Source organism: Pseudonocardia sp. 2-7 (assembly GCF_056341085.1).
This window is the reverse complement of the sequence record NZ_CP094507.1, coordinates 3246818-3272053: the sequence shown is the minus strand read 5'-3', so window position 1 is coordinate 3272053 and position 25236 is coordinate 3246818. Positions and strand designations below refer to the sequence as shown.

The 25236-nt window shown below is 75.5% G+C and carries 24 protein-coding genes and 2 pseudogenes; 10 read left to right on the top strand and 16 right to left on the bottom strand.

Annotated elements, in window-relative coordinates; all coding sequences use genetic code 11:
- Positions 1-4 precede the first annotated feature (4 nt).
- The gene (locus MTO91_RS15875) at positions 5-457 is read right to left on the bottom strand and encodes a L,D-transpeptidase (protein WP_346108707.1); all 453 of its coding nucleotides are present in this window, start codon (positions 455-457) and stop codon (positions 5-7) included.
- 218 nt (positions 458-675) lie between these two features.
- Between MTO91_RS15875 and ilvD the strand changes: the two genes are divergently transcribed.
- The 4 genes and pseudogenes from ilvD (at position 676) to MTO91_RS15855 (ending at position 5594) form a co-directional block, all read left to right on the top strand.
- Positions 676-2358 carry a dihydroxy-acid dehydratase gene (ilvD, locus tag MTO91_RS15870; protein WP_405416739.1) on the top strand — a complete coding sequence of 561 codons (1683 nt, stop codon included), beginning with the start codon at positions 676-678 and terminating at the stop codon, positions 2356-2358.
- A gap of 101 nt (positions 2359-2459) precedes the next feature.
- Positions 2460-3011 (top strand): ACT domain-containing protein, encoded by a 552-nt coding sequence (locus tag MTO91_RS15865; RefSeq protein ID WP_405416740.1) that lies wholly within the window; start codon positions 2460-2462, stop codon positions 3009-3011.
- A gap of 183 nt (positions 3012-3194) precedes the next feature.
- Positions 3195-3920, top strand: a pseudogene (locus tag MTO91_RS15860) (maleate cis-trans isomerase family protein); the annotation flags it as partial.
- Positions 3921-4895: 975 nt separating this feature from the next.
- Positions 4896-5594 carry a class I SAM-dependent methyltransferase gene (locus tag MTO91_RS15855; protein WP_476651672.1) on the top strand — a complete coding sequence of 233 codons (699 nt, stop codon included), beginning with the start codon at positions 4896-4898 and terminating at the stop codon, positions 5592-5594.
- A 10-nt stretch (positions 5595-5604) separates the two neighbouring features.
- Here MTO91_RS15855 and MTO91_RS15850 read toward each other — a convergent pair whose 3' ends face one another.
- Both MTO91_RS15850 and MTO91_RS15845 read right to left on the bottom strand, forming a co-directional pair.
- A complete protein-coding gene (locus tag MTO91_RS15850) occupies positions 5605-6414 on the bottom strand; it encodes a methyltransferase domain-containing protein (RefSeq protein WP_251782295.1) in 810 nt (269 codons plus the stop codon).
- A 21-nt stretch (positions 6415-6435) separates the two neighbouring features.
- A complete protein-coding gene (locus MTO91_RS15845; RefSeq protein WP_251782296.1) occupies positions 6436-6801 on the bottom strand; it encodes a DUF3253 domain-containing protein in 366 nt (121 codons plus the stop codon).
- Between the two features lie 70 nt (positions 6802-6871).
- Here MTO91_RS15845 and MTO91_RS15840 point away from each other — a divergent pair, with 70 nt between their 5' ends.
- Positions 6872-7399, top strand: coding sequence for a hypothetical protein (locus tag MTO91_RS15840; RefSeq protein ID WP_208819165.1), 528 nt, complete (start codon positions 6872-6874; stop codon positions 7397-7399).
- 39 nt (positions 7400-7438) lie between these two features.
- Here MTO91_RS15840 and MTO91_RS15835 read toward each other — a convergent pair whose 3' ends face one another.
- Positions 7439-8281 (bottom strand): shikimate dehydrogenase, encoded by an 843-nt coding sequence (locus MTO91_RS15835; RefSeq protein WP_062395769.1) that lies wholly within the window; start codon positions 8279-8281, stop codon positions 7439-7441.
- A 22-nt stretch (positions 8282-8303) separates the two neighbouring features.
- Positions 8304-8943: pseudogene (locus MTO91_RS15830) on the bottom strand (nicotinamide mononucleotide transporter family protein).
- A gap of 267 nt (positions 8944-9210) precedes the next feature.
- Between MTO91_RS15830 and MTO91_RS15825 the strand changes: the two are divergent.
- From MTO91_RS15825 to MTO91_RS15815, 3 genes are all read left to right on the top strand, one after another.
- Positions 9211-9966 carry an SDR family NAD(P)-dependent oxidoreductase gene (locus MTO91_RS15825; RefSeq protein ID WP_062395766.1) on the top strand — a complete coding sequence of 252 codons (756 nt, stop codon included), beginning with the start codon at positions 9211-9213 and terminating at the stop codon, positions 9964-9966.
- 120 nt (positions 9967-10086) lie between these two features.
- Positions 10087-11211, top strand: coding sequence for an NDMA-dependent alcohol dehydrogenase (locus MTO91_RS15820; protein WP_405416743.1), 1125 nt, complete (start codon positions 10087-10089; stop codon positions 11209-11211).
- Positions 11212-11231: 20 nt separating this feature from the next.
- On the top strand, positions 11232-12311 hold the full coding sequence (locus tag MTO91_RS15815; RefSeq protein ID WP_346108720.1) for a dipeptidase: 1080 nt from the start codon (positions 11232-11234) through the stop codon (positions 12309-12311).
- Between the two features lie 16 nt (positions 12312-12327).
- Here the strand turns inward: MTO91_RS15815 and MTO91_RS15810 are convergent, their stop codons facing one another.
- Together MTO91_RS15810 and MTO91_RS15805 are read right to left on the bottom strand one after the other, a co-directional pair.
- Positions 12328-13839: a GDSL-type esterase/lipase family protein gene (locus MTO91_RS15810; RefSeq protein WP_405416744.1), complete on the bottom strand. Its 1512-nt coding sequence runs from the start codon at positions 13837-13839 to the stop codon at positions 12328-12330.
- 150 nt (positions 13840-13989) lie between these two features.
- Positions 13990-14508 carry a DUF309 domain-containing protein gene (locus tag MTO91_RS15805; protein WP_405416746.1) on the bottom strand — a complete coding sequence of 173 codons (519 nt, stop codon included), beginning with the start codon at positions 14506-14508 and terminating at the stop codon, positions 13990-13992.
- A gap of 37 nt (positions 14509-14545) precedes the next feature.
- On the opposite strand from MTO91_RS15805, the gene MTO91_RS15800 reads away from it, so the two are divergent.
- Positions 14546-15307, top strand: a complete 762-nt coding sequence (locus tag MTO91_RS15800; RefSeq protein ID WP_405416748.1) for an SDR family oxidoreductase — start codon at positions 14546-14548, stop codon at positions 15305-15307.
- A 21-nt stretch (positions 15308-15328) separates the two neighbouring features.
- On the opposite strand, the gene MTO91_RS15795 is transcribed toward MTO91_RS15800, so the two are convergent.
- The 3 genes from MTO91_RS15795 to MTO91_RS15785 are packed head-to-tail and all read right to left on the bottom strand — an operon-like array spanning position 15329 to position 17812.
- On the bottom strand, positions 15329-16246 hold the full coding sequence (locus tag MTO91_RS15795; protein ID WP_405416750.1) for a TIGR03854 family LLM class F420-dependent oxidoreductase: 918 nt from the start codon (positions 16244-16246) through the stop codon (positions 15329-15331).
- A 39-nt stretch (positions 16247-16285) separates the two neighbouring features.
- On the bottom strand, positions 16286-17212 hold the full coding sequence (locus tag MTO91_RS15790; RefSeq protein WP_405416751.1) for a TIGR03854 family LLM class F420-dependent oxidoreductase: 927 nt from the start codon (positions 17210-17212) through the stop codon (positions 16286-16288).
- Between the two features lie 21 nt (positions 17213-17233).
- The gene (locus tag MTO91_RS15785; protein WP_405416752.1) at positions 17234-17812 is read right to left on the bottom strand and encodes a TIGR03086 family metal-binding protein; all 579 of its coding nucleotides are present in this window, start codon (positions 17810-17812) and stop codon (positions 17234-17236) included.
- A gap of 175 nt (positions 17813-17987) precedes the next feature.
- Between MTO91_RS15785 and MTO91_RS15780 the strand changes: the two genes are divergently transcribed.
- A complete protein-coding gene (locus MTO91_RS15780; RefSeq protein ID WP_208819174.1) occupies positions 17988-18320 on the top strand; it encodes a DUF3817 domain-containing protein in 333 nt (110 codons plus the stop codon).
- Positions 18321-18753: 433 nt separating this feature from the next.
- On the opposite strand, the gene MTO91_RS15775 is transcribed toward MTO91_RS15780, so the two are convergent.
- The 6 genes from MTO91_RS15775 to MTO91_RS15750 all read right to left on the bottom strand — a co-directional run bounded on the left by MTO91_RS15775 (position 18754) and on the right by MTO91_RS15750 (position 25083).
- Positions 18754-19254, bottom strand: coding sequence for a hypothetical protein (locus MTO91_RS15775; protein ID WP_405416753.1), 501 nt, complete (start codon positions 19252-19254; stop codon positions 18754-18756).
- Positions 19247-19522 (bottom strand): helix-turn-helix transcriptional regulator, encoded by a 276-nt coding sequence (locus tag MTO91_RS15770; protein ID WP_208819176.1) that lies wholly within the window; start codon positions 19520-19522, stop codon positions 19247-19249. The genes MTO91_RS15775 and MTO91_RS15770 overlap by 8 nt, the downstream gene beginning before the upstream one ends.
- A gap of 101 nt (positions 19523-19623) precedes the next feature.
- Positions 19624-20451, bottom strand: a complete 828-nt coding sequence (locus MTO91_RS15765; protein ID WP_405416754.1) for an SWIM zinc finger family protein — start codon at positions 20449-20451, stop codon at positions 19624-19626.
- Positions 20444-23527 carry an SNF2-related protein gene (locus MTO91_RS15760; protein WP_476651669.1) on the bottom strand — a complete coding sequence of 1028 codons (3084 nt, stop codon included), beginning with the start codon at positions 23525-23527 and terminating at the stop codon, positions 20444-20446. The genes MTO91_RS15765 and MTO91_RS15760 overlap by 8 nt, the downstream gene beginning before the upstream one ends.
- 9 nt (positions 23528-23536) lie before the next feature.
- Complete coding sequence (locus MTO91_RS15755) at positions 23537-24157, bottom strand: alpha/beta hydrolase (RefSeq protein WP_251782310.1); 621 nt, start codon at positions 24155-24157, stop codon at positions 23537-23539.
- The gene (locus MTO91_RS15750; protein ID WP_238590031.1) at positions 24157-25083 is read right to left on the bottom strand and encodes a VOC family protein; all 927 of its coding nucleotides are present in this window, start codon (positions 25081-25083) and stop codon (positions 24157-24159) included. The genes MTO91_RS15755 and MTO91_RS15750 overlap by 1 nt, the downstream gene beginning before the upstream one ends.
- Between the last annotated feature and the right edge of the window lie 153 nt (positions 25084-25236).

Below are 25236 nucleotides of genomic sequence, written 5' to 3'. Positions count from 1 at the left end.
AAGGTCAGCGCACCTCGACCCGGTCACCGTGGGCCAGCTTGCCGAAGAACACCGTCGCGTCCTGGTTGCGCAGCTTCACGCAGCCCGCGGACCCGGAGTCGCGGTCGCCCTCGTGGAAGGCGATGCCGCCGGGGGCGAAGAAGACCGACCACGGCATCGGGGCGCCGTCGAACTCGGCGGAGTGGTGGTCGCGGTCCTTGTCGTAGACGGCGAAGTCCCCGGTCGGGGTCTCCGTGCCGTGCCCACCGGTGGCGACGTCGACGGGGCCGTAGGTGACCTTCCCGCCCTTCATCAGCCACGCCTGCTGGGACTCCAGGTCCACACAGGCCTTCGCCGTCGCCGAGCACGGGGTGCCGGCGACACCGGAGCCGGTGCCGGCGGCGACCGCGGTGCCCGCGGCGCCCAGCCCGACGACCAGCCCGGTGGCCGCGACGACCAGCGCGCGGCGGCGACGCACCCGTCGAGTACTACGGGGAGTGGGTTCGTTCGTGTGCGCCATGAGTGTCGCTCGGGTCCTCTCGGGTGAATGACGGTGCTGCCGGAGAGTCCAACGATCACCCGTAGCAACGGATACGCCCGTACGGGCTATCCGTTGCGGCTGGAAACGGGCCTGCGCCGGTGATGTGCGGCAGGATCGGCCCCGTCCCGACACCGGAGTCCGGCCGAGGAGCGCGCATGGCCACCACCAGTTCCCGCAAGCCCCGCAGTCACCAGGTCACCGACGGCATCGGCGCCACCGCCGCCCGCAGCATGCTGCGCGCGGTCGGCATGCGCGACGACGACTTCGCCAAGCCCCAGATCGGCATCGCCTCGTCCTGGAACGAGATCACCCCGTGCAACCTGTCGCTGCAGCGGCTCGCGACCGCCGCGAAGGAGGGGGTGCACACCGCGGGCGGCTACCCGATGGAGTTCGGCACGATCTCGGTGTCCGACGCCATCTCGATGGGGCACCGGGGCATGCACTACTCGCTGGTCAGCCGGGAGATCATCGCCGACTCGGTGGAGACCGTCGTCGAGGCCGAGCGGCTCGACGGGACGGTGCTCCTGGCCGGATGCGACAAGTCGCTGCCCGGGATGCTGATGGCCGCGGCCCGGCTCGACCTCGCCGGGGTGTTCGTCTACGCCGGATCGATCATGCCGGGCCGGGTCGGTGACCGGGAGGTCAACATCGGCGACGCGTTCGAGGGCATCGGGGCGTGCGCGCGCGGCCTGATCACCCCCGACGAGCTCGACACCCTGGAACGGGCCATGTGCCCGGGGGAGGGCGCCTGCGGCGGCTTCTACACCGCGAACACGATGGCCGCGGCCGCCGAGGCGCTCGGGATGGCGCTGCCCGGCTCGGCCAGCCCGCCCGCGGTGGACCGTCGTCGCGACGGCGTGGCCCGCGCCTCCGGCGAGGCCGCGGTCGGCATGGTCGCCCGTGGCCTGACGGCGCGGTCGGTGCTGACCCGCGAGGCGTTCGAGAACGCGATCGCCGTCGTCATGGCCTTCGGCGGGTCCACCAACGCGGTGCTGCACCTGCTCGCCATCGCCCGCGAGGCCGAGGTGCCGCTGACCCTGGACGACTTCAACACCGTCGGCGACCGGATCCCGCACCTGGCCGACGTCAAGCCGTTCGGGCGGCACCTCATGTACGCCGTCGACCAGGTCGGGGGCGTACCGGTGGTGATGAAGGCACTGCTCGACGCGGGCCTGATCCACGGCGACGCCCGCACCGTCACCGGCCGCACGGTCGCGGAGAACCTCGCCGAGCTCGACCCGCCGGGCCTCGACGGCTCGGTCATCCACGACCTCGCCGACCCGATCCACCCCACCGGCGGCCTCACGATCCTGCGCGGCTCGCTCGCGCCCGACGGCGCGGTCGTCAAGTCCGCCGGGTTCGACGCCACCACCTTCACCGGCACCGCCCGCGTCTTCGACGGCGAGCAGGGCGCGCTCGACGCCGTCGACGCCGGCGAGATCGGGCCCGGCACGATCGTCCTGATCCGCTACGAGGGCCCCCGCGGCGGGCCCGGGATGCGGGAGATGCTCGCCGTCACCGGGCGGATCAAGGGCGCGGGCCTCGGCAAGGACGTCCTGCTGGTCACCGACGGCCGCTTCTCCGGTGCCACGACCGGGCTGTGCGTCGGGCACGTCGCACCCGAGGCCGCCGACGGCGGACCGATCGCGCTCGTCCACGACGGCGACACGATCACCCTGGACATGAAGGCCCGCACGATCGACATCGGCGTCGAGCCCGCCGAGCTGGAGCGGCGGCGCGCGCAGTGGACGTGCCCGGAGCCGACGAACCGGCGCGGGGTGCTGGGCAAGTACGCGAAGCTTGTGTCGTCCGCGGCCGACGGGGCCGTCTGCGGCTGACCCGCATGGCCGGCGCGCCCGACCGACGGGCGCGCCGGCCGCGACGCACCCGACACCGCCCCGACACAGGGCCGCAACATCGGTCCCGCAGGCTGGTGGTGATGAGCACCGATCCCGGGACGACCAACGGCCTCTACCGGGTGCGGGTGCGGCTGCCCGACGAACCCGGTGCCCTGGCCGGGCTGACGGCGGCGCTGGCGCAGGTGCGCTGCAACATCCTCGCTCTGTCGGTGCACGGTCAGGACGCGCGCTCCGTCGTCGACGAGCTGCTGGTGTCCGGGCCGTGCAGCGTCGGCGAGCTGTCGGTGGCGGTCTGCGGGGCGGCCCCCGACGGCGGGGTCCTCGTCATGACCGCCGACCCGCACGACCTGGTCGACCCGTCCACCCGGGCACTGGACATCGTCGCCGCCGGTCAGAGCCCCGCCGACGGGATCGCCGCGCTGCTCGGCGCGTCGGGTGTCCGGACGCCGGGCCCGGACGAGCCGGGCGAGCGCGACGAGCACGACCTGGAGCTGACCGCGCCCGACGGCACCCGGCTGGTCGCCCGGCGGGCGGCGCCGTTCACCGTCACCGAGGTGGCCCGGGCCCAGGCGTTCCTGCGCGCGGTCGCGACGCGCCCGGAGTCCGACCCGCGCGGCTGGGCCGGGGCGTAGCGCACTCGGCGCACCGCAGGCGCCGGTCGGCGTAGCACGGAGGTCACGGCGCCGCCACCGCTGGCATCCTGCCGGCAGGACGATCGAGAACGGGCAGTACCCACACGGCCTCCGGCGGGCGTCCTCACCATCGCGAAACCGCCGCGACCCGTGGCGGCAACGATGGACGGTGATCGTTGCGTCATGGAGGCCGGTATGGGTGAGCTGTCGTCCCCGCGGGATCGGGACCGGGTGGGTGTGGTCGTGCCGTACGACTTCGCCCTCGACCGTGAGATGTGGCGGTGGGTCCCCGAGCGGGTCACCCTGCACGTGACCCGCACACCGTTCGTCGCGACCCCGGCCGACGCCGCGCAGGCCCGGCTGATCTCCGACCCGGCCATGGTCCGGCAGGCCGCCCGCGACGTGCTGACACCGGGGCCCGCCGTGGTCGCGTACTCGTGCACCTCGGGCAGCTTCGTCGGTGGCGTGGTGGGGGAGGCCGCGCTGCGCGACGCGGTGCTGGCCGCGGGCGCGCCGGCGGCGGTCACGACGGCGGGGTCGCTGGTCGCGGCGTGCGCCGAGCTGGGGGTCACCCGGCTCGCCGTCGCCACCCCCTACGTCGACGACCTCACCGGGCTGCTCGCCGACTTCCTCGCCGGATCCGGGGTCGAGACCGTCGCCCGGCACGGCCTGGGCCTGCTCGGCCACATCTGGACGACGAGCCCGGAGCAGGTCGCCGCGGCCGTGCGCGCCGCGGACCACCCCGACGCGCAGGCGGTCTTCGTCTCCTGCACCAACCTGCCCACCTACGACGCGATCGCCGCGCTGGAGCGCGAGCTCGGCAAGCCGGTGCTCACCGCGAACCAGGTGACGATGTGGGCCGCGCTGCGTGCGGCCGGGCACTCCGCCGTCGGCCCCGGGCAGACCCTCGTCGACGGCCCGTCCGTCCCGCCGGTGCTGCGGGTGGTGGACGCCGCGGCCCCCGGCAGGACGGATCCCGGCCCGGCGGACCTCGACCCGGTGGTCCTCGCGACCGCGGCCGGGCCGGGATCGGCGCCGCTGCTCAAGGTCCGCGTCCGGCTGCCCGACGAGTCCGGTGCGTTGGCCCGGCTGACCGCGGCCGTCGCCGAGGTCGGCGGCAACATCCTGTCGCTGTCGGTGCACGGCCGCGACGCGGGCACCGTCGTCGACGAGATGCTCGTCGGCGGCGGGGTGACCGCGGACCGGCTGTCGCGGGTGATCCGGCGACGGCTGCGCGGGTCCGGCCCGGACACCGTGCAGGTCACCCCGGCCGACCCGCACGAGCTGGTCGACGGACCCACCCGGGCGCTCGACCTCGTGGCCGCCGCCCGCGGCCGCGACGGGCTGTTCGACGGCCTCGCCGCGCTCCTGCACGCCGACGAGGTCGGCACCGGCCCGGTCGCGGCCGGGACGCACGTCCTGGAGCTCACCGTCCCGGCCGGCCCGCCGGTGCTGGCGGCCCGGGACTGGGCGCCGTTCACCGTCACCGAGCGGGCCCGCGGCGAGGCGTTCCTGCGGGCGGGCGCGGCGACCCCGCCGCCCCGGGCGACGGTGCTGCTGCCCGGCGGGGCCGAGCTCGTCGCGGAACCCGCGGCGGGGGAGGAGACCGCCGAGCTCGACGTGCTGCTGCGGACCTGCCTGGCCGGGGAACCGGCCGTGGACTGGACGGCCGCCGACCTCGCGGGGCTGCTGGCGCCCGTCGCCGGACCGGCGCTGCTGCTGCGCACCGCCGCCGGCGACCTGGTCGGCGTGGCCGCGCTGCTCGGCACCGACACCGGCGTGCCCGAGCCCGTCGTGGTGCTCCACCCGTGTCTGCGCGGGGCGGGCGTCGGCCGGTGGCTGCGCGGTCGGCTGGGCTCCGGGGTCGCCGCCTAACCTGCGGGGGTGCCCGACCACGCCCCGCACGACCACGCCCCGCACGACCACGCCCCGGACGACCACGCCCCGGACGACCACGCCCTGTCCGACCGCAGCGGACCCCGCGCCGACCCCGGTGAGCCGGGACCGGGCGGGCTCCCCGACGACTGGGAGGCCTGGCGCGGCCGGGTCGACCTCGACGACTACGACCGCAGGTGGGCGGCGATGGCCGCGGCCGGGGAGAACCCGCACGGCGAGGCCGACCTGGTCTGCGCGCTGCGCGGGGACGGCCCCGTCCTCGACGGCGGCTGCGGCACCGGCCGCGTCGCGATCGAGCTGGACCGGCGCGGCGTCGCGGTCGTCGGCGTCGACCCGGACCCGGACATGATCGCCGCGGCGCGGGCCAAGGCGCCTGCGCTGCGGTGGGTCACCACCGGCCTGGAGACCCTGGACCTGCCCGAGCGGTTCGGGCTGGTCGTGCTGGCGGGCAACGTGATCCCCTACGCCGAGGACCGCGCGGGGGTGGTCGCGGGCTGCGCCCGGCACCTGCGTCCGGGCGGCCTGCTGCTGGCCGGGTTCGCCGCGCAGCCGGGCTGGCCCACCCCCGACGACCACGACGCCTGGTGCGCCTCCGCCGGGCTCGACCCGGTCGCGCGCTGGTCCACCTGGGACCGTGCACCGTGGTCCGGCGGCGACTACGTGGTCGCCCTGCACCGCCGCGCCTGACCCGGGGGGCTCAGGGCCGGTCGGGCACCCGGCAGAGGACCTCGCCGTGCGGGATGACGATCCAGCCGTCGGGGTGCGCCGCCCACTCCCGCCACGCCGCGGAGATCCCGTCCAGCTCGGACTCCCCGGCCAGCCCGCGCTCGACGGCCATCCGGCCGACGCCGGTGTGGATGCGGTCGGCCCACATCCCGCCCCAGGCGGCGCGGGCCTCCGGGGTCGCGTGGCACCAGACCGACGCCGACGGCGTCACCTCGGTGAACCCGGCCGCGTGCGCCCAGCCGAGCAGCCGTCGTCCGGCGTCGGGCTCGGCGTCGTTGCCGCGGGCGACGGCCCGGTACAGCTCCAGCCAGCGGTCCAGCCGCGGGTCGTGCGGCCACCAGTGGAACCCGGCGTAGTCGGCGTCGCGGGCGGCGACCAGGCCGCCCGGCCGGGCGACCCGGCCCATCTCGCGCAGCACCGCGACCGGGTCGGACACGTGCTGGAGCACCTGGTGGGCGTGCACGACGTCCCAGGTGCCGTCCGGGTCGGACAGGGCGTAGCCGTCGTCGACGGCGAACTCCACCTCCAGGCCGCGGGCGGCGGCACCGGCGCGGGCCTGCTCCAGCGGTCCGGGCACCACCTCGACACCGCGGACCCGGCCGGGCGCGACCCGCTCGGCCAGGTCCGCGGTGATGCTGCCGGGGCCGCAGCCGACGTCGAGCAGGCTGGTGCCGGGCGTGAGCCGGTCCAGCAGGTAGGCGCACGAGTTCTCCGCGGTGCGGGCCGCGTGCGACCGGACGACGACGCCCGGATGGCCGTGGGTGTAGGTGTCGCGGGGCACGGGGTCAGCCTGGCACGGCGCTCAGCCGGGCACGCGGCGGATCCGGATCGGGCCCTTGGCCGTCGACGGGTCCACGACCCGGCCGGACTGCACGATCTCGACGCGCCCGGCGTCGACGAGCCGGCGCGCGGCCATCCGCGCCGGCTCCATGAGGTCGCGCCAGCCGTCGGGGTCGACGGCGCGGGCCGCCTCGGACGGGCAGATCGTCGCCCCGCCCCGGCGCCGGTCGAGGAGCCCGGTGATCGCCGACTCCAGCTCGGTGTCGACCGGGCGGACCTTGCGCCTGCGGCAGCCCTGGGAGCAGTAGCGCACCTGCTCCCAGTCGTCGGCCCACTTCCTCCGCCACTCGATCCGCCGCCCGCAGACCACGCAGCTCTTCTCCTCCACGACCGCCATGGTCGTCCCGCCCGCGGCGCTCCGCTCGCCGAGAATTATCAGGTGCCTTATTCTCAGGGGCGTGGCGCGGGTGGGGAAGCGGGTACGGCAGTGGCTGGTCTTCGTGCACGTCGCGGTGTCGGTCGGGTGGATGGGCGCGGGCGCGGCGAACGTCGTGCTCGCCGGCGTCGCGCTGGGCGCTGACCCGGCCACGGCGGCCGCCGCGTACCGGTTCGTCGACGTCGTCGACTGGTGGCTGGTCATCCCGCTGGCGTTCGCGGCGCTGGTCAGCGGGGTGGTCGTCGCGCTCGTGAGCCCGTGGGGCCTGACCCGGTACTGGTGGGTGCTGGTCAAGCTGGTGCTGACCGTCGCGGTGATCGTGTGGAGCACCCTGGCGGTGGGGGTGTGGGTGGAGCAGAGCGTGGTGGCGTTCGCGGCGGGGGACTCCACGAGCCCGGTCGGGCGGGCCCTCGTCACCGGCGCGGCGCTGAACATCGCCGCGTTCCTGTTCATGACCTGGGCCTCGGTCGCGACGCCGTGGGGCCGCACTCCGTGGGCACCGGCGCGGCGTCGCGCCGGACGGGCAGCCGCGGCCCGGACCCCGGCCTGAGCAGCGCGCCCCCGGGCCGCGGCACCGCCGGGCCGGGGGTCAGCTGCGGGCGAGCACGGCCGCGTCGAGCGCCTCGCGCATGGCGGCCTCCGGACCGGGACGCCCGGTCATGAGCTCGACCTGCGCGACCGCCTGCTGCAGCAGCATCTCCAGGCCGGACACGATCCGCGCCCCGGCCGCCGCCGCGCCGCCCGCGACCACCGTCGGCCACGGCGCGTAGACGGCGTCGAGCAGCACGGTCCCCGGCCGCCAGCGCGCACCGGCCAGTGCGTCGGCCGCCCCCGCCGGGAGAGTGGAGACGACCGCGTCGGCGCCCTCGAGCAGCCGCGCCGCGGCGGGCGGGTCGGTGAGCACCGCGTGCACCGTCACCTCGGTGCCGAGCCGCTCGGCCGTCCCGCGCAGCGCAGAGGTCCGCCCCGCGTCGCGGACCAGGACGTCGACGGCGTCGACCTCCATGTCGTGCAGCGCGGCGACGGCGGCCTGCGCGGTACCGCCCGCCCCGAGTACCACGGCGCGCCCGCCCCCCGCGCCCGCGGCACGCAGCGAACGCGCGATGCCGGTGACGTCGGTGTTGTGCGCGGTCGCACCGGTGCCCTCGAACACCAGGGTGTTGCCGGCGCCGATCGCGGCCGCCCCCGGTGCGACGTGGTCGGCGACGTCGAGCAGCACCCGCTTGAGCGGCATCGTCAGCGACAGCCCCGCCCACTCCGGGCCGAGCCCGGCGACGAACCCGGCCAGGCCCGCCTCGTCGACCTCGTGCCGGTCGTAGTACCAGCCGGTCAGCCCGAGCGCGGTGTAGGCGGCGTTGTGCAGCGCGGGCGAGAGCGAGTGGGCGATCGGGGAACCGAGGACGGCGGCGCGGCGGACGGGGGACGTGCTCATCCGAGCAGTATCCCGTGGCGGCTCAGACCGCCCGCGACGGCTCCCGCTGCGCGGCCCCCACGGTGCGCCGGGCCCGCGCCCAGCTCCACCAGCCGTGCACGACCAGCCCGGCGAACACGACGTAGACCGCGGCGGAGAACCACAGCCCCGAGGCCAGCTGCAGCGGCACGCCGACGGCGTCGACCAGCAGCCAGATCACCCAGAACTCGATGAACCGCAGACCCTGGGCGAGGAACGCGACCGCGGTGCCGACGAAGATCGCGGCGTCCGGCCAGGGCGCCCAGCTGGCGTCGAGCGCCTCGAGGGCCAGTGCCATCACGACGGTGCCGCCGACGAGCAGCCCGACCAGCCCGAGCCGCTGCGCGGTGCTCGCCTGGCGCACCGCGAGGCCGTAGACCGGGTCGCGCCTGCGCAGCCACGCGACGAGCCCGAACACCGAGATGGCCAGCACGATGACCTGCCGGAACGCGAGCCCGCCCAGGTGCGCCGAGGCGTAGACGGTGAACAGCAGCACGCAGGCCGCCATCTGCACCGGCCAGGTCGCGAGGCTGCGCCGGCGCGCCAGGAACACCACGGCGATGGCGCCGATCTGCCCCGACGAGCTCGGCCCACGACACGAACTGCCCGAACGCGGTCAGCCCGTGGTGCAGCAGGAGGTCCACGACGGTCCCCTTCCCGGACGCGGCGGGCGCGCCCCGTGTCAGCAGACAACGACGGGGCCGTTCCCGCCCATCCCCGCCCGGTCCGGTGTGAGCGGACCCACACCGGCCTCAGGCCGGGTGGACGCCGAGCCGGTCGCGGCGCACCTGGGCGACCGCACAGCCGTCGACCGGCACCACGACGGCGTCGTGCGACTCCCGCACCGCACCGGCTTCCCCGTCCGACCCCATGGCGACGATCGTCCGCCACCGGGTGGGAGGCTGCACCGTGTGGGTGGTTCGGAGCGCACGGTCCTGGTCCTGGGTGGTCGCAGCGAGATCGGGCTGGAGGTCGCCGAACGGCTCGCCGCCGGGGACACCGACACGGTCGTGCTGGCCGCGCGCCGCCCCGGGGCGCTGACCGCGGAGGCGGCCCGGGTCCGGGCCGCGGGCGCCACGGTGGACACCGTCGCCTTCGACGCCGACGACCTCGCCGGCCACCGCCCGCTGCTCGACGACGTGACGGCGCGCCACGGCCGGATCGACGTCGCCGTCGTCGCGTTCGGGATCCTCGGCGACCAGGCCCGCGCCGAGACCGACGCCGCGCACGCCGCCGCGATCGTGCACACCGACTACCTCGCCCAGGTGCACCTGCTCACCGAGCTGGCCCAGGTGCTGCGCGCGCAGGGGAGCGGGACGCTGGTCGTCTACTCCTCGGTGGCCGGCGTGCGGGTGCGGCGCGCCAACTACGTCTACGGCAGTGCCAAGGCCGGGCTCGACGGGTTCGCCTCCGGCCTGGCCGACGCGCTGCACGGGACCGGGGTGCGGCTGGTGCTGATCCGCCCGGGGTTCGTCGTCGGCCGGATGACCGAGGGGATGAGCCCGGCGCCGCTGTCGTCGACACCCGCGCAGGTCGCCGACGCGACGGTCCGCGCGGTCCGGCGCGGGCGGGGCAACGCCGACGTCTGGGTGCCCGGCACCCTGCGGCTGCTGTTCCTCGGGCTGCGGCTGCTGCCCCGCGCCGTCTGGCGTCGGATGCCCCGTTAGCGACACGGTCTACAGGCGAACGGTGTCCCGCGATCTGCGTGTGGCACTTCCCCTGGAGTGACCGGGCTCATATCGTCGCGTGCGCATCCTGTTGGACGACGACGTCTGAGGTGAACCACCGTGGGACACACCCGTGGAGCAATCGTCCGGAGCGCTCCGGGCAAGTACGAGGTCGTCGACCTCGAACTCGACGAGCCGCGCCCCGGCGAGATCGAGGTCAAGATGGTCGCGTCGGGGCTGTGCCACTCCGACGACCACATCGCCACCGGGGACATCCCGGTCGGGACCTACCCGTTCGCCGGTGGCCACGAGGGCTCCGGCATCGTCACCCGCGCCGGGGCCAACAAGAAGGGCCTCAAGGAGGGCGACCACGTCGTCTTCTCGTTCCTGCCCTCCTGCGGGCACTGTCGCTGGTGCGCCAGCGGCATGCAGAACCTCTGCGACCTCGGCGCGGGCCTGCTCGCCGGCACCCGCTGGGAGGAGCCCACCACCCGCCTGCGGCTCGCCGACGACGGCACCCCGGTCGGCCAGATGTGCGGCATCTCGACCTTCTGCGAGACCACCCTGGTCTCCGAGGACTCCTGCGTGAAGGTCCCCGACGACATCCCGCTCGAGGTCGCCTGCCTCGTCGGCTGCGGCGTCGGCACCGGCTGGGGCTCCGCGGTCAACGCCGGCGGCGTGCAGCCGGGCCACACCACGATCGTCATGGGTATCGGCGGCATCGGGATCAACGCGGTCCAGGGTGCCTCGCACGCGGGCGCGGCGAACATCATCGCCGTCGACCCGGTCGCGCTGAAGCGCGAGAAGGCCCAGGAGCTCGGCGCCACGCACGCGGTGGAGACGATGGAGGAGGCCACCGAGATCGCGAAGCAGTTCACCAACGGTCAGGGCGCCGACCAGACCATCGTGACCGTCGGCGTCGTGAAGCCCGACCACGTCGGGCAGGCGATGGCCTCGATCCGCAAGGCGGGCACCGTCGTCGTCACCGCGCTCGGTGACATCAACTCCACCGAGCCGCTGCCGGTGTCGCTGGCCGACGTCACCCTGTTCCAGAAGCGCATCCAGGGCGCGATGTTCGGCATGTCCAACCCGAACTGGGACATCCTGCGCCAGCTGGAGCTCTACCGCGCCGGCGCGCTGAAGCTCGACGAGCTGGTCACCGCCACCTACACGCTGGACCAGGTCGCGACGGCCTACGAGGACATGCACGCGGGCAAGAACATCCGGGGCGTCATCCGCTACTGAGCACTGGCAGGCTCCGGGGCATGGTCTACGTACTCGACGGACACAACGACCTGCCCTGGGCGCTGCGCGAGCTCTCCGGCGGCGACCCGGCGCGCGAGCCGGACGTCGCCGCCGGGGACCCGCGGCTGCACACCGACCTCCCGCGGCTGCGGGCCGGCGGGGTCGGCGCCCAGTTCTGGTCGGTCTACGTACCCGGCGAGCTGGGCCACGACGAGGCCGTCACCGCGGTGCTCGACCAGGTGGACCGGGTGCGGCGGCTGCTCGCCGCCCACCCGGACGCCCTGGCGTTCGCCGACACCGCCGACGACGTCGACGCCGTCGTCGGCTCCGGGCGGGTCGCCTCCCTGATGGGGGCGGAGGGCGGGCACTGCATCGCCGACTCCCTCGCCGTGCTGCGGGTCCTGCGCGGGCTCGGGGTCCGCTACCTGACCCTGACCCACAACCTGAACAACAACTGGGCCGACTCGGCCACCGACACGCCCCGCCACGACGGGCTGTCGGAGTTCGGCCGCGGGGTCGTCGCCGAGATGAACCGCATCGGCATGATCGTCGACCTCTCGCACGTCGCACCGGCGACGATGCATGAGGCCCTCGCCGTCACCACCCGGCCGGTGCTGTTCACCCACTCCGGTGCGCGCGCCGTCACCGACCACCCGCGCAACGTGCCCGCCGACGTGCTGGAGGCCCTGCCCGGCAACGGCGGCGTGGTCATGGCGACGTTCGTGCCGCGCTTCGTCTCCGCCGCCGTGACCGAGTGGGACCAGCGGGTCCGGGAGGCGATGGCCGACGCCGGGGCCGACCACCGCGACCTCGCCGCCCGCAACCGGTTCGTCGAGGCCTGGGACGGGCCCGTGCAGCCGCGCGCCACCCTCGCCGACGTCGTGGCGCACGTCGAGCACCTGCGCGAGGCCGCGGGCATCGACCACGTCGGCATCGGCGGGGACTACGACGGCACCACCGACCTGCCCGACGAGCTCTCCGACGTGTCCACCTACCCGCGGCTGCTCGACGCACTCGCCGACCGCGGATGGAGCGCGGAGGACCTGGCGAAGCTGGCCCACCGCAACGCGCTGCGGGTGCTGCGCGACGCCGACGCCTGAGCGGCCCGGCGGGGGGTCACGGCGTCCCGGCGGGGCGCGGGCCGGCCAGGGCCGTCGCCGCCGACGCCGCGATCCGCAGCGAGCCGACCGCCGTCGGGTGGAACGGGTCGGGGGTGGCGAGCCCCATGACGTCCGGCGGCATCCGGTCGCGGTCCGGGTCGCACAGCGGTGCCAGGGCGGGCGCGGCGGTGCCGAACCCGAAGCGGGCGGCGCCGTCGGCCAGCACGTCGTTGAGCCGGCGGTTCCGCTCGGCGAGCAGGTCGAGCTTGGCCTGGTCCAGACCCGGGGTGCCGGCCGGGCCGCGCATGTCCGCGCAGGTCGGGTCGAACCGGGCCGGGAACGGGTCGTAGGACAGGGTGACCACCACCCGCGGGCGCCCCGGCAGCGTGTCGAGGTCGGTGAACAGGGCGCCGACGTCACGGGCGAACCCGGCGAGGCGGGACTCGAACTCGCCGTCGGAGAGCCGGTCGTCGCAGGTGGCGAGGCCGTAGCAGTACAGCAGGAAGTCCGACCAGGCCAGGTCGTTCGGGCCGACCGCGACGACCACCCACTGCAGGTTCCGGACCTGCTTGAGCCGCCCGACCTGGGGGTCGACGGTGACGCCCTCGCGCAGCTGCGGCCCGCGCAGCCCGGTTGCGACGCCCGCCCCGGCGCAGGCCAGGTTCAGGACGTCCTCGCCGCGCAGCCGGGCCAGCTCGGCGGCGGTGGAGTCGGTGCTGCGCCCGCAGGCGCGGTCCTCGGGGGTGACGGTGCCGTCGTCCTGCCGCAGTGGCGGGCCGCCGATCCGGGCCGCGCGGGAGTCCCCGATCACCGCGCCCGCGACCCCGGTGACCGCGGGCCCGACCGGCGACGGGGTGACCGTCGCCGCCCCGACCAGGTCGGTGAGCGAGGTGACCCGCCCCAGACCGGTGAGGGTGCCGTGCAGCGCGGCGACCCCGGCGCCCGCCCACAGCAGCACCGAGGCGGTCACCGCGACGACGGTCATCCGCCCGATCGGCCCGGCCAGGTCGTCCCAGTGCACCGGCCGGTACCGGCGGGTGCGGGTCCTGCGCAGCGCCAGCAGCAGCCGTGCGGTCGCCGTCAGCCCGCTGCCCAGCAGCGCGACCAGCACCATGCCCGCGGCGCCCCAGAGGTACCAGGTCACGAACCCCTCACCGAGGTCGCGGACCGCGTCGCCCGCGCCGTCGACCGTGTGCGGGCCCAGCACCGGGCCGTTGTCGGCGGGCCGCTTCAACGGCCCGATCGACAGCCGCGGCCGGATCGGACCCCACACCTGCACGGTCGTGAGGTCGAACTCGGCGTTGCCGAGCTGGGCGATCTGCGCGGGCCCCGACAGCGTCAGGGGCGGCACCCGGGCGCCCACGCCGACGTCCTGGCCGAACACCTCGACGTGGTTCTCCGGCGTCAGCAGGATCACCAGCGGGACGCCGACGACGGCGATCAGCCCGAGCAGCGCCAGTGTGGGCAGCGACCGGGCCTCACGCAGCAGCGCGCGGGGCCAGGACCGGGAGGTGGGACGGGCGGCCACCGTCAGTGTGCGGGGCAGGACACGGGGTGGTGGGGCACGGCCCCATGGTGGCCCGGGGGAGGGGCCGGAGTCACGGACGTCGTGGGGTGGCGTCGGACTCCCCGGCGGTGGCTCCCGGTGGGTGGCTCCCCGGTGCGCGGCCGCGCTGTGTCAGATTCCCGGGCTCCCCGGCGCCCGGGTCCCCCGCAGCCGCGGGGCGAGCCGCGCCGCCGTGACGGCGCCGGGGCCGTCCCGGTCGACGTCGTCCGCGAGGGCGTCCGCGTGCCCGACCAGCCCGTCGAGGTCCAGCCCGGCCGGGACGGCGACGTCGAGCACCCGCCACAGCCGGACGCCGTCCGCACCGCGGCGCAGCAGCGCGACGGCGCCGCGGGCGTTGCCGCGCTGGGCATGGGTCAGCCCGACCGCGAGCTGCGCCAGCGCCCGCCACAGGTCGCGGGTGTCGTCGCCCGCGTCCTTCCAGGCACCCTCGAGGATCTCGTGGGCGTTGAAGGGCAGGCCCGAGTCGAGCAGGCGCTGGGCCTCGGTGACGGCGTCCGCGGGGGAGAGCACCAGGTCCTCGGGCACCCGCTCGACGCCGGGTGCGCCGTGCGGGAGCGGACGCCCGGCGGCGTCGCGGGGGCGGGCGTTGCGGGCACGGCCCCGGTCGTCGCGGTCGCGGGAACGGGTCATGGCTGCGAGGGTGCCAGCTCGCCGGTTAGCGTGCGTCATGATCACCGAACTGTTCGACGTCCGCGGCAGGGTGGCCGTGGTCACCGGCGGCACCAGCGGCATCGGCCGCATGATCGCGGGCGGTCTCGCCGAGGCCGGGGCGCGGGTCTACGTGTCCAGCCGCAAGGCCGACGCCTGCGCCGAGACCGCCGCGGAGATCGGCGGCACCGGCATCGCCGCGGACCTGTCGTCGGAGGACGAGTGCGTCCGGCTGGCCGCCGAGGTCGGGGAGCGCGAGGAGCGGGTGCACCTGCTCGTCAACAACGCGGGCGCGACCTGGGGTGCGCCGCTGGAGGAGTTCCCGGCGCACGCCTGGGACAAGGTGCTCGACCTCAACCTGAAGGCGCCGTTCTTCCTGACCCGGGCGTTCCTGCCGCTGCTGGAGGCCGCCGGGTCGGCCGAGGACCCGGCCCGGGTGATCAACATCGGCAGCATCGACGGGCTGCGCGTCCCCGAGCTGCCGAACTACAGCTATTCGGCCAGCAAGGCCGGGGTGCACCAGCTGACCCGGGTGCTGGCCCGCGACCTCGCCGGCCGCGGGATCACCGTGAACGCGATCGCGCCGGGGCCGTTCCCGTCGCGGATGATGCGCGCCACGCTGGAGGCGGCGGGCGACGAGATCGCCGACTCCACCCCGCTCGGACGCCTGGGGAAGCCGTCGGACGTCGTCGGGGCGACGCTGTTCCTGGCCGGGGCCGCCGGGTCCTACGTGACCGGCGCGGTGCTGCCGGTCGACGGGGGGATCTGGACGACGCGCTGACCCGGCGCCGCACCCCGCCGCTCAGCCGGACTGGAGCGGCCCGAGCTCGGTGGTGAACCGGTCGAGGAACCCCGGCCAGTCCGCCACCGGCCCGGTCGGGCGCACCACGAACTTGGTGAGGCCGCCGTCGGCGTGCCGGCGGACCAGCTCGGCGACGCCGTCCCAGCCGTCGCCGACGATGTCGCGCCAGTCCGCATCCGGGCGTTGGGCCCCGGCCAGCGCGCGGGCGGGCCCGGGGTCCGCGCCGGGCGGGGCGACCCACAGGTTGGTGCCGTAGTGGTCGTCGTCGATCGTGCGGCCGGCGTCGCGGGCGGCGGTCTCGATGATCCCGCGGGCCCGGGCGGTCTCGGCGGGGGTGAGGAAGCTGGCGAGCCAGCCGTCGGCGAGCCGCCCGGCGCGCCGGAGCCCGGCGTCGGCGCGTCCGCCCAGCCACAGGTCGAGCGGGGCGGCCGGGCGGGGGAGGACGGCGGCGTCGTCGAGGGTGAAGAACTCGCCGTGGTGGGTCACGGAGTCCTCGGTGAGCAGCCGGCGCAGCACGACCAGCGACTCCTCGAACACCGCGCCGCGCCGGCCCGGTACGGGGTGCAGCTGCCGGTCGCAGGGCTGGGCGGCCTGCAGTCCGAACACCGGCAGGATCCGCCGGGGCGCGAGCACGGCCAGCGACGCGAGCTCGGAGGCGAGCAGCATCGGGTTGCGCCCGGGCAGCACCGTGACGCCGGTGCCGACCTTCAGGGTGCGGGTGCGCGCCGCGGTCCAGGTGCTGCCGACCATCGGGTCGACCACCGACTTCGACGCGATGTCGGCCAGCCACAGCGAGTCGACCGCGGAGGCGTCGAGGGCGTGGAGCAGCTCCCCGAACTCGTCGGCGAAGGTGGGCAGGTCGCGGACCCCGACGAGGCCGAGACCGATGCGGACCGTGCCGTGCGGGGAGTCGACCACTCACTCACCGTAGGTGATCGGTCACTCGTCCGGGAACGTTCAGTCCGACTCGAGCGGCCCCAGCTCGGCGACGAACTCGTCGAGGAACCGGGCCCAGTCCCGCGCCGGAGCGGCGGGGCGCACCACGAACTTGGTCAGCCCGCCCTCGACGTGGCGGCGGATCTGCTCGGCGGCGCCGTCCCAGCCGCGGGCGACCAGCTGCTCCGGGTCCGCGTCGGGCCGCTGCTGGGCGGCCCGGTGCAGCGCGTGGTCGGCGGCGGTGCCGGACCCGTCGCCGGGCAGCACGACGGTGACGTTGGTGCCGTAGTGGTCGTCGTCGATCGCCCGGCCGGCATCGCGGGCGGCGGCCTCGATGACGGTGCGGGCACGGGCGGACTCGTCGGGGGTGAGGAAGCTGCCCAGCCAGCCGTCGGCGAGCCGGCCGACCCGGCGCAGCCCGACCTCCGCGCGACCGCCCAGCCACAGGTCGAGCGGGCGGGCCGGGCGCGGCGCGACGGTCGCGTCGTCGAGGGTGAAGAACTCGCCGTGGTGGGTCACCGACTCCTCGGACAGCAGCCGTCGCAGCACCACGAGGGACTCCTCGAACACCGCCGCCCGGGTACCGGGGACGGGGAACAGCTGGCGCTCCGACGGCGTCGCCGCCCGGATGCCGAACGCGGGCAGGATCCGCTTCGGCGCCAGCACCGCCAGTGACGCGAGCTCGGCCGCGAGCAGCATCGGGTTGCGGCCGGGCAGGATCGTGACGCCGGTGCCGACCTTGAGCGTCCGGGTCCGGGCGGCCGCCCAGGTGGTGCCGACCAGCGCGTCGACCCCGGGGGCGGAGACGAGGTCGGGCAGCCACAGCGAGTCGACGCGCGCGCGTTCGAGGGCGTCGACGAACTCGTCGAACTCCGAGCCGGGGTCGGTGGCGCGCAGCCCCACCGAGCCGACGCCGATGCGGACCTTGCCGTGCGGGGACGTCACCACGGCGGTCGACGCTACCCCGCGTCAGCGCCCCCGGCGCGGGTCGCGACCGCTGTTGCCGAGCGCTCGGTGGAACGCCGGTGCGTCCTCCGGGACGGGGACGACCGGCCCGAACAGGCCCTCCCGGGACGCCTCCTGGCCGGGTGCGGACATCGCGGTGGTGAACTCCAGGACGGCGGCGACGGCGCCGTCGTCGGGGGTGAACGGGCGTCCGGTCGCGGCGGCGAGGTCCCAGCCGTGCAGGACCAGCTCGTCGAGGGCGATGACCCCGGCGACGTCCGCGGGCAGGTCCATCCCGCCCACCGCGGTGAACCCCTCCCAGGCGGCCGGCTCGCGCCAGGCCTGCGCCAGTGCGCCGAGCCGGGCCGGGACCGCGGTCCGCCAGTCCGCGACGAGGTGCGCGGCGTCGGCGCTCGGTGCGGTACCCGCGGCCTCGGGGGACTTCTGTGCCGCGACCCGGAACGCCCACGCCAGACCGTGCAGGTGGTCGAGCAGGGCGGCGACGGTCATGCCGTCGCAGGGGGTCGGGTCGTGGAGCTGGTCGTCGCGGACACCGGTGACGACGTCGGCGACGGCGCGGGCGGTCGGGGCGAGATCGAGCACGGGTGCCACCTCCGGTCGGGTCGGCGCCCCACGGTCGCGGGGCCCTGCCTGCTCCGACCGGCCACGGTGCGGCAACTCATCGCACCGCGTGTCTTTCGACACCCGGTAGAAGGTGGTGCGGCGGATACGGCAGAGTGGACTCCGACGTCCCGCCCGCCTGGAGGAAGCACCCGTCATGAACGACCCGACCCTCGTCGCCAAGGCCTTCCGGGTCGTGGCGGTCGCCGAGGCGCTGTCCTGGACCGGCCTGCTGATCGGCATGTTCTTCAAGTGGGTGCTGGCCACCACCGAGGTCGGGGTGCAGGTCATGGGGCCGATCCACGGGGCGCTGTTCGTCGCCTACGTGCTGGTCACGCTGTGGACCGCCCGGCTGTTCCGGTGGGACCTGCGCACCACCGTGATCGGTCTGCTCGCCAGCATCCCGCCGCTGACGACGATCTGGTTCGAGCGGCGCGCCGGGGCCACCGGCCGCCTCGACCCGGCCCGCGGCCGGCCCGTCGTCGGCTGAGTCCTCCCGGATTCCCGTGCCGCTCTTGACGGTAGAGGTAAGCCTAGGCTAACTTCAGTTCGTCGCTTCGTGGTGGGAGCGGCGCGTCAGTTCGGGAGACACGGCCCGGCCGCATCGACCACAGCGGCCGGGCCGTCCCGCGTTCCGGGGTCCGTGCGGGTGCCGTGTCGCCGGTGCTGCGCCTCGGTGTCCATGTCCCCGGTGTCGCGGCGCCCCCGGCGGGTACGGCGGGGTCACGAGCGTCGGCTCGGGTCTGCTCGCGCGCCACGGCACGGCCGGCCCGCCGGTCGTTCGGGAACGCTGTCGGGGAATCCGGTGGAGGCCGTTGACAACATAGGTAAGCCTTGGCTAAGTTCCACGTGTCGCTTCGTGGTGGGAGCGGCGCGTCAGTTCGGGACGAGGGCCCGGTCGCTCGACCACGGCGACCGGGCCCTCACATTTCTCCGGCTCGGTCTTCGCCTGGGGCGGGCTTCCGGATCAACCACAGACGCAGTCCCAGTCCTGCACCCATGGCGATGGCGAGCACTACGACGTAGAACCCCGTGTCGGCGAGGCCGCCACCCACCCACCAGTGGGCGGCCCCGGCGACGACCACGAACAGTGGCAGCAGCAGCAGTGCGCGAAGGGTCTCCGCACGATCCCGCTCGGGCGTCACGTGCGTCCCGTACCGCTGTCGGCCGATCGCCCGCGCGACCAGCCACACGGCGAACAGGGCCACCACCAGTACGAGCACGGCACCGGACCAGGTCGCCCCGGATGCGTCCCGCAGTCCGAGCGGGCGGCCCAGCAGGGTGACCATGCCGAGTCCCCCGGCGACCACCACCGCCTGCAGCTCCAGGCAGCGCCGTCGCAGCTGCACCAGCTCCGCGCGCTCGTCGGTCTCGTTCCTGATCTGCTCCTGCGACGTGCGCAGGGCCGTCCACGGACTACGCATCCCGGCCTCCCGTCTGCGGTGCGTCACGTCGGGCACGGATCCCGTCGGCCTCCGCGGTGGGCAGCGCGAACAGCTGCTCCACCGGGGTGTCGAGCACCACCGCCAGTCGCAGCGCGACCGCGGTCGACGGGTTGTATCCGCCGGCCTCGATCTCGACCACGGTCTGGCGGCTCACGCCGACCAGTTCGCCCAGGCGTCGCTGGGTCAGGCCCGCCCGGCGTCGCGCGGTGGCGACGTCGGATCGCACGTCGGCGGAGAGCCTGCCCATACGACAAGTCTACCCGACACAAGTCGCGTCTACCCGACACAAGTCGCGTCTACCCGACACAAGTCGCGTCTACCCGACGCAAGTCGGGGCCACCCGGTTCCTCACGCGTCCGGGTGGGCCAGCGCCTCGTACACCGGCCGCAACGCGTCGGTCAGCTGCCCGCCGCCGGCCCGCAGCGACGGCTCGGGCACCTGGTCCAGCACCGCGCCCGGCTCGGTGTCCGGCGGCCGCGGGGGAGCGGACCCCGCCGCGCCCTCCCAGAAGTCGTCCAGCAGGTCCGCCAGCGGCGCCGGACCGGCCGGGGCGGACGGGCCGTCGCCGCTGTCACGCTCGGCCCGCAACCGCTCCAGCAGCGCGTCCCGGTCGCGTCCGCGCAGCGTGAGCAGGGTGAACGGATCGGTGTCGCAGCGCTCGGCGAGCACGTAGAACACCGCGGCCAGGTGCTTGCACGGCACCGTGAGGTCCGGGCACGAGCAGTCCTGCGACAGGTCGGCGCCCGCGGCCGGGAACAACGACAGCTCCAGGCCGTCGAGCAGCTCCTCGATCTCCGGGGGCACGGTCCCCGACAGCAGGGCCGCGGTGTACCAGGCGTCGGCGGCCAGGGCCTGCTCCACGCGCCGCCACTGCGTCTTGTCCCAGACCCGCAGCCCGATCCGGACCCGGTACGGCTGCGGCCGGGTGCCCTGCACCAGCGCGACCACGGCGCCCGCGTCGACGTCGAGGGACACGATCTGCCCCGACCGGGCGTAGCTGCGGCCACGCGAGAGCCGCCCGCCGACGCCGAGCTGCTCGAGCACCGCCAGGAACCGCGCCGACCACCAGGTCCGGGCGACCGCGCCCGCCGCCGCGTGGATCCGGATCCCGCCCTCGACGCGGCGCGGCGGCCCACCGGTGAAGTCCTCCTGCGCCCAGAACGGCCGGTCACTCATCGGCGTCCCCCGTCTCCTCGTCGAGGTCGGCCACCGCGTCCGAGCCGAGCGCGAACACCGCACGCAGCTCGGAGGTCGACAGCGACGTCAGCCAGTCCTCCCCGCCGGTCACCACCATGTCCGACAGCGACCGCTTCGCCGTGACCAGGTCCTCGATCCGCTCCTCGACCGTCCCCGGGCACACGAACCGGCGCACCTGCACCGCGCGCCGCTGCCCGATCCGGAACGCCCGGTCGGTGGCCTGGTCCTCCACCGCCGGGTTCCACCACCGGTCCAGGTGGATCACGTGGTTCGCCGCGGTGAGCGTGAGCCCGGTGCCGCCCGCGCGCAGCGAGAGCAGGAACAGCGACGGTCCCTCCCCGGACTGGAACCGGGCGACCATCTCGTCGCGCCGCTTCTTCGGGGTGCCGCCGTGCAGGTAGAGCACCTCGGTGTCGAACCGTGCCGACAGGTGCGGGCGTAGCATCGCGGCGAACTCGGTGTACTGGGTGAACAGCAGCGCCCGGTCCCCGGCGGCCAGCACCGGCTCCAGAATCTCCTCCAGCCGGGCGACCTTGCCCGAGCGGTGCCGCCCGCCGCTGCGGTGGATCGGCGACCCGTCGTGCAGCAGCTGCGCGGGGTGGTTGCAGACCTGCTTGAGCTTGCTCATCGCGGCCAGCACGTTGCCGCGGCGCTCGATGCCGTCGCTGCCCTCGATCTTCTCCATCATGTCGTCGACGACGGTCCGGTACAGCGACGCCTGCTCCCGGGTGAGCCGGTGGTCGGCCACGATCTCGATCTTCTCGGGGAGGTCGTCGATCACCGTGGGGTCGGTCTTGACCCGCCGCAGCAGGTAGGGCCGGGTGATCCGGCGCAGGGTGCGGGCCGTCCCGGCGTCGCGGTGGCGCTCGATCGGCACCGCGAACCGCTGCCGGAACACCTCCGGCACCCCGAGGACGCCGGGGTTGAGGAAGTCCATCACCGACCACAGCTCGGCCAGCCGGTTCTCCATCGGGGTGCCGGTCAGCGCGACCCGGTGGCCGGCGTCGAACGACCGCATCGTGCGCGACGCCGCGGCGTGCGCGTTCTTGATCATCTGGGCCTCGTCGAGGACGAGGCGGTGGAACCGCCACGCCCGCAGGTCCTCGGCGTCGCGGGTCGCGGTCGCGTACGTGGTGACGACGAGGTCGGCCTCGCCGAGCCGGGCGTGCAGGGCCTCGCCGCGCGGGCGGGCGGCCCCGTGGTGGGCGTGCACCCGCAGGCCGGGTGCGAACGTCGCGGCCTCCCGCTGCCAGGTGCCGACCATCGACATCGGGCACACGATCAGGGTCGGGGCGCCGGTCGGCCCGCCGGACCGGTCGTGGGCCTCCAGGGCCAGGAGCTGGACGGTCTTGCCCAGCCCCATGTCGTCGGCCAGGCACGCCCCCAGGCCCAGCGACGACAGGAACGCCAGCCACGCCACCCCGCGCTCCTGGTAGGGGCGCAGCGTCGCGGTGAACCCCGGCGGCGCCGGCACCGGTGTGAGCGTCCGCTCGGCGGTGCCCTCCAGCAGCGCCCCGAGGTGCCCGCGGGCGGACACGTCGGTCACCGGGAGCGGGGCGCCCGCGTCGCCACGGGCCGCGGCCAGCACCTCGCCGACGGTGGGCGGCCGGTCCCGGTGGCGACGCAGGAAGTCCAGCCCCTGGGCCAGTGCCTGGGCGTCGACGGCGACCCAGCGCCCGCGCAGCCGGACCAGCGGCGCCTTCGCAGCCACCAGCGCGGCGATCTCGGACTCGCCCAGCTCCTCGTCGCCGACGGCAAGCGACCAGCGGAACTCCGCCAGCTCGTCACGGCCCAGCCCGCCGCGGGTGATCACCCCCGGCGCCGGGGCCGACGACGTCGAGAGTCGCAGCCCCAGCGGGCGGCGCCCGTCCCACCCGCGCGGGAGCGCCACCCCGAACCCGGCCGACAGCAGCGCGGGCGCGTCCCGGGTGAGGAACCGGTGCGCCCCGGTGACGTCGAGCTCGAGCCCGGTCGGGCGGGCCCGGCGCAGTGCGGGCACGAGCCCGGGCAGGACCTGCGCGGCCCGCCCCAGCTCGGCCAGCAGCACGTCCTGCGCGCCGGAGACCAGGGCGTCGGCCTCCCCGGCCCACACCCCGGCCGCGTCGAACACCAGGCTCGGGTCCTCGGTGGAGCGCAGCGCGAACTGGAGCTCCCACCGGGTGCCGTCGCCGGTCTGGTCGTCGAGGTCCGGGCCGGGGTCGGCCGGGTCGTGCAGTGTGGAGACCTCGGCGAGCCGGAACAGCGCGGTGGCGGCGCCGGGCTGCTCGCGGCCGACGTCGTCCCACGCGGCCAGTGCCTCGCGCAGCACCCGCAGCCCCGCACCGGTCGCGGGCAGGTCCGCCGACGGGCCGGTCAAGGCGTGCAGCAGCGCCGCCGGGGCGTCCGCGCGGGCGGGCAGCGGGACGGGCATCGCGGCGCTGCGCCCCAGCCGCTCGCGGACGGCGGCGTCGGTGAACCGGGCGAGCGCGGCGTCGACCAGGGTGTCCGGGTCCTGCCCGGCGACGTCGCCCGGGCGGCGCTGCTCGGCCCGCGCGACCGGGGGCAGCCGCCGGACCAGGTCGGCGCGGGCGACCGCGTCGAGACCCTGGACGACCGGGCGCCAGCGCGCCGCGGGCCGGCCGGACTCGGTGAGCAGGACCGGCAGCACCCGGCCGCGGGCCGCGAGCTCCTCGGCGAGCCGGGCGAGGTCGGCGAGGTGGGCGAACCCGGCGCCGTAGCGGACCTCGTCGGACGGGTCGGTCAGCTCGGAGGGGTCGACGACGACCGCCGGCACCGTCCACGGCGCCAGCGTCGGCGTGCTCCGGCTCCGGGTGCGTGGCCGGGACCGGACCAGGCCGGGGGAGTCCTGCGGGCCCGACGGGTGCGAGGGCAGCAGCACCGTCACCGACGCCGGCTTGCCCGGATGGATCGCGGCCAGCTCGTCCGACGGCACGGCGAACGGGTGCGGCCGCGCCGTGCGCAGCGACCGGCGGTCGGTGCGGGGTGCGCGCTCGCCGTCCTCCGCCCACAGCAGGACGCCCCGGGTGGGGGAGTGCAGGGCGTGGACGACGAACACACCCCCACGCTAGAGGCGACCCCCGACAGCGACCGCGTGGAGGAGCCCGGCCGCGGCCGCGCACGCCTCGTCGGTGATCACGTGCTCGTCGCCGTCGTCGATCCGCAGGTCGACCCGCGCACCGCCGGCGACCAGAAGCGACGCGGTGTCGGAGACCCGGTGCGCGGGCACCCACGGGTCGTGCGAGATCGACCGCAGCACCGCCGGGGTCGGGGCCAGCGCCCCGGCCGGCGGCGCCGGGACCGGGTCCGGACCGACGAACCCGCCGGTGAACAGCACCAGCCCCGCGCACGGGCGCGGGTCGCGCACCAGCAGGTGGTGCGCGGCCAGGCAGGCGCCCTGGGAGAACCCCCACAGCACCACCCGGTCCCGGCCGACACCGGCGTCGGCGAGCCGGGCCAGCTCGTCGTCGACGATGCCCAGGGCGCGCAGCAGCGCGTCGCGGTTCTCGTCGAACGGCTCCAGGAACGGCTTCGGGTACCAGCTGCCGCCCGGCGCCGGCGGGGCGACGAACCGGGCGGGCACGTCCCCGAACCGGGCCGCGGTGGCCCGCATGTCGTCGGGGTCGCGGCCCCGCCCGTGCAGGGCGAGCACGACCAGCGGCGCGTCCGGATCCCCCCAGGTGGCCATCAGCCCTCGATCGGTTCCAGCTTGGCGAAGATCTCCTCGCGCCGGTGCTCGAACTGCTCGGGCAGCTGGAACCGGGTGCCGAGCTCCTGCGGGGACTCGTCGCAGGTCCAGCCGCCCTCGTCGTGGGTGACGGCCAGCTCGAACAGCGCCCCGCTCGGCGTCCGGACGTAGACGCTCTTGAAGTACTTGCGGTCCTTGAGCTCGGAGATGTCGGTGTAGCCGGCGCCCTCGATGTCGAACTTCACCGCGTCCTGGTTCGCCAGGTCCGACACGTTCCACGCGAAGTGGTGGTAGGTGCCCGCGCCGTAGCGCCAGGTGCCCTGGTCGTCGTGCCGGTTGACGGTGATCTCCAGGTGGTTGCCGACCTTCGCGTCGCCGATCCGCAGGCCGAACACGTCGCCGTCCTCGGCGGGGGCGCCCTGGGCGAAGAACGAGGTGTCGGCGAACTCGACCATCCGGTCCGGGGTGGTCATGTGCACCCCGACGCCGTGGATGCCGTGGATCGCGTGCTCGGCCGACACGCCGTTGCCCTCGTAGCCGCGGCGCGGGTCGGCGGCGTTCGCGACGAACTGGTACTCGATGCCCGACGGGTGGGCGAACGCGAGCCGCCGCTGGTCGAACCGCTCGACGTCGGTGACCTCGACGTCGTGGGCGCGCAGCCGCTGCGCCCAGAAGTCCAGCGAGCCCTCCGGCACCGACAGCAGGACCTCGCGGGCCTGGTTGGTGCCACGGGTGCCGAACTGGCCCGCCTGCGCCCACGGGAACGTGGTGACGACGCTGGACGGGTCGCCGTCGGCGTTGGAGTAGTAGAGGTGGTAGATCGGCAGCGAGCCGTCGAACAGGACGGTGCGCTTGATGAAGCGCATGCCGAGGATCTTCGTGTGGAAGTCGACGTCCTCCTGGGCGCCGGCGACGGACAGGGTCACATGGTGCGAGCCTTCGACATGAGCCACGTGCGCAGACGTTAGGAACGCCGCGGCCGCGGCACATCGCCGACGGGCGCAGACCGCTGTCGTCCGCGTGCACGCCCGCACCGGCCCGGCGGGCGGCGACTGCGTGACTAGGCTGGGTGCGGCCAC

Excerpts from the sequence above, each read along its gene's own strand:
- MTO91_RS15805 (WP_405416746.1), bottom strand. The coding sequence starts at position 14,508 with ATGACCCGTTCCCGCGACCGCGACGACCGGGGCCGTGCCCGCAACGCC.
- MTO91_RS15835 (WP_062395769.1), bottom strand. The coding sequence starts at position 8,281 with ATGAGCACGTCCCCCGTCCGCCGCGCCGCCGTCCTCGGTTCCCCGATC.
- MTO91_RS15770 (WP_208819176.1), bottom strand. The coding sequence starts at position 19,522 with ATGGGCAGGCTCTCCGCCGACGTGCGATCCGACGTCGCCACCGCGCGA.
- MTO91_RS15775 (WP_405416753.1), bottom strand. The coding sequence starts at position 19,254 with ATGCGTAGTCCGTGGACGGCCCTGCGCACGTCGCAGGAGCAGATCAGG.
- MTO91_RS15780 (WP_208819174.1), top strand. The coding sequence starts at position 17,988 with ATGAACGACCCGACCCTCGTCGCCAAGGCCTTCCGGGTCGTGGCGGTC.
- MTO91_RS15815 (WP_346108720.1), top strand. The coding sequence starts at position 11,232 with ATGGTCTACGTACTCGACGGACACAACGACCTGCCCTGGGCGCTGCGC.
- ilvD (WP_405416739.1), top strand. The coding sequence starts at position 676 with ATGGCCACCACCAGTTCCCGCAAGCCCCGCAGTCACCAGGTCACCGAC.
- MTO91_RS15765 (WP_405416754.1), bottom strand. The coding sequence starts at position 20,451 with ATGAGTGACCGGCCGTTCTGGGCGCAGGAGGACTTCACCGGTGGGCCG.
- MTO91_RS15800 (WP_405416748.1), top strand. The coding sequence starts at position 14,546 with ATGATCACCGAACTGTTCGACGTCCGCGGCAGGGTGGCCGTGGTCACC.
- MTO91_RS15865 (WP_405416740.1), top strand. The coding sequence starts at position 2,460 with ATGAGCACCGATCCCGGGACGACCAACGGCCTCTACCGGGTGCGGGTG.
- MTO91_RS15755 (WP_251782310.1), bottom strand. The coding sequence starts at position 24,157 with ATGGCCACCTGGGGGGATCCGGACGCGCCGCTGGTCGTGCTCGCCCTG.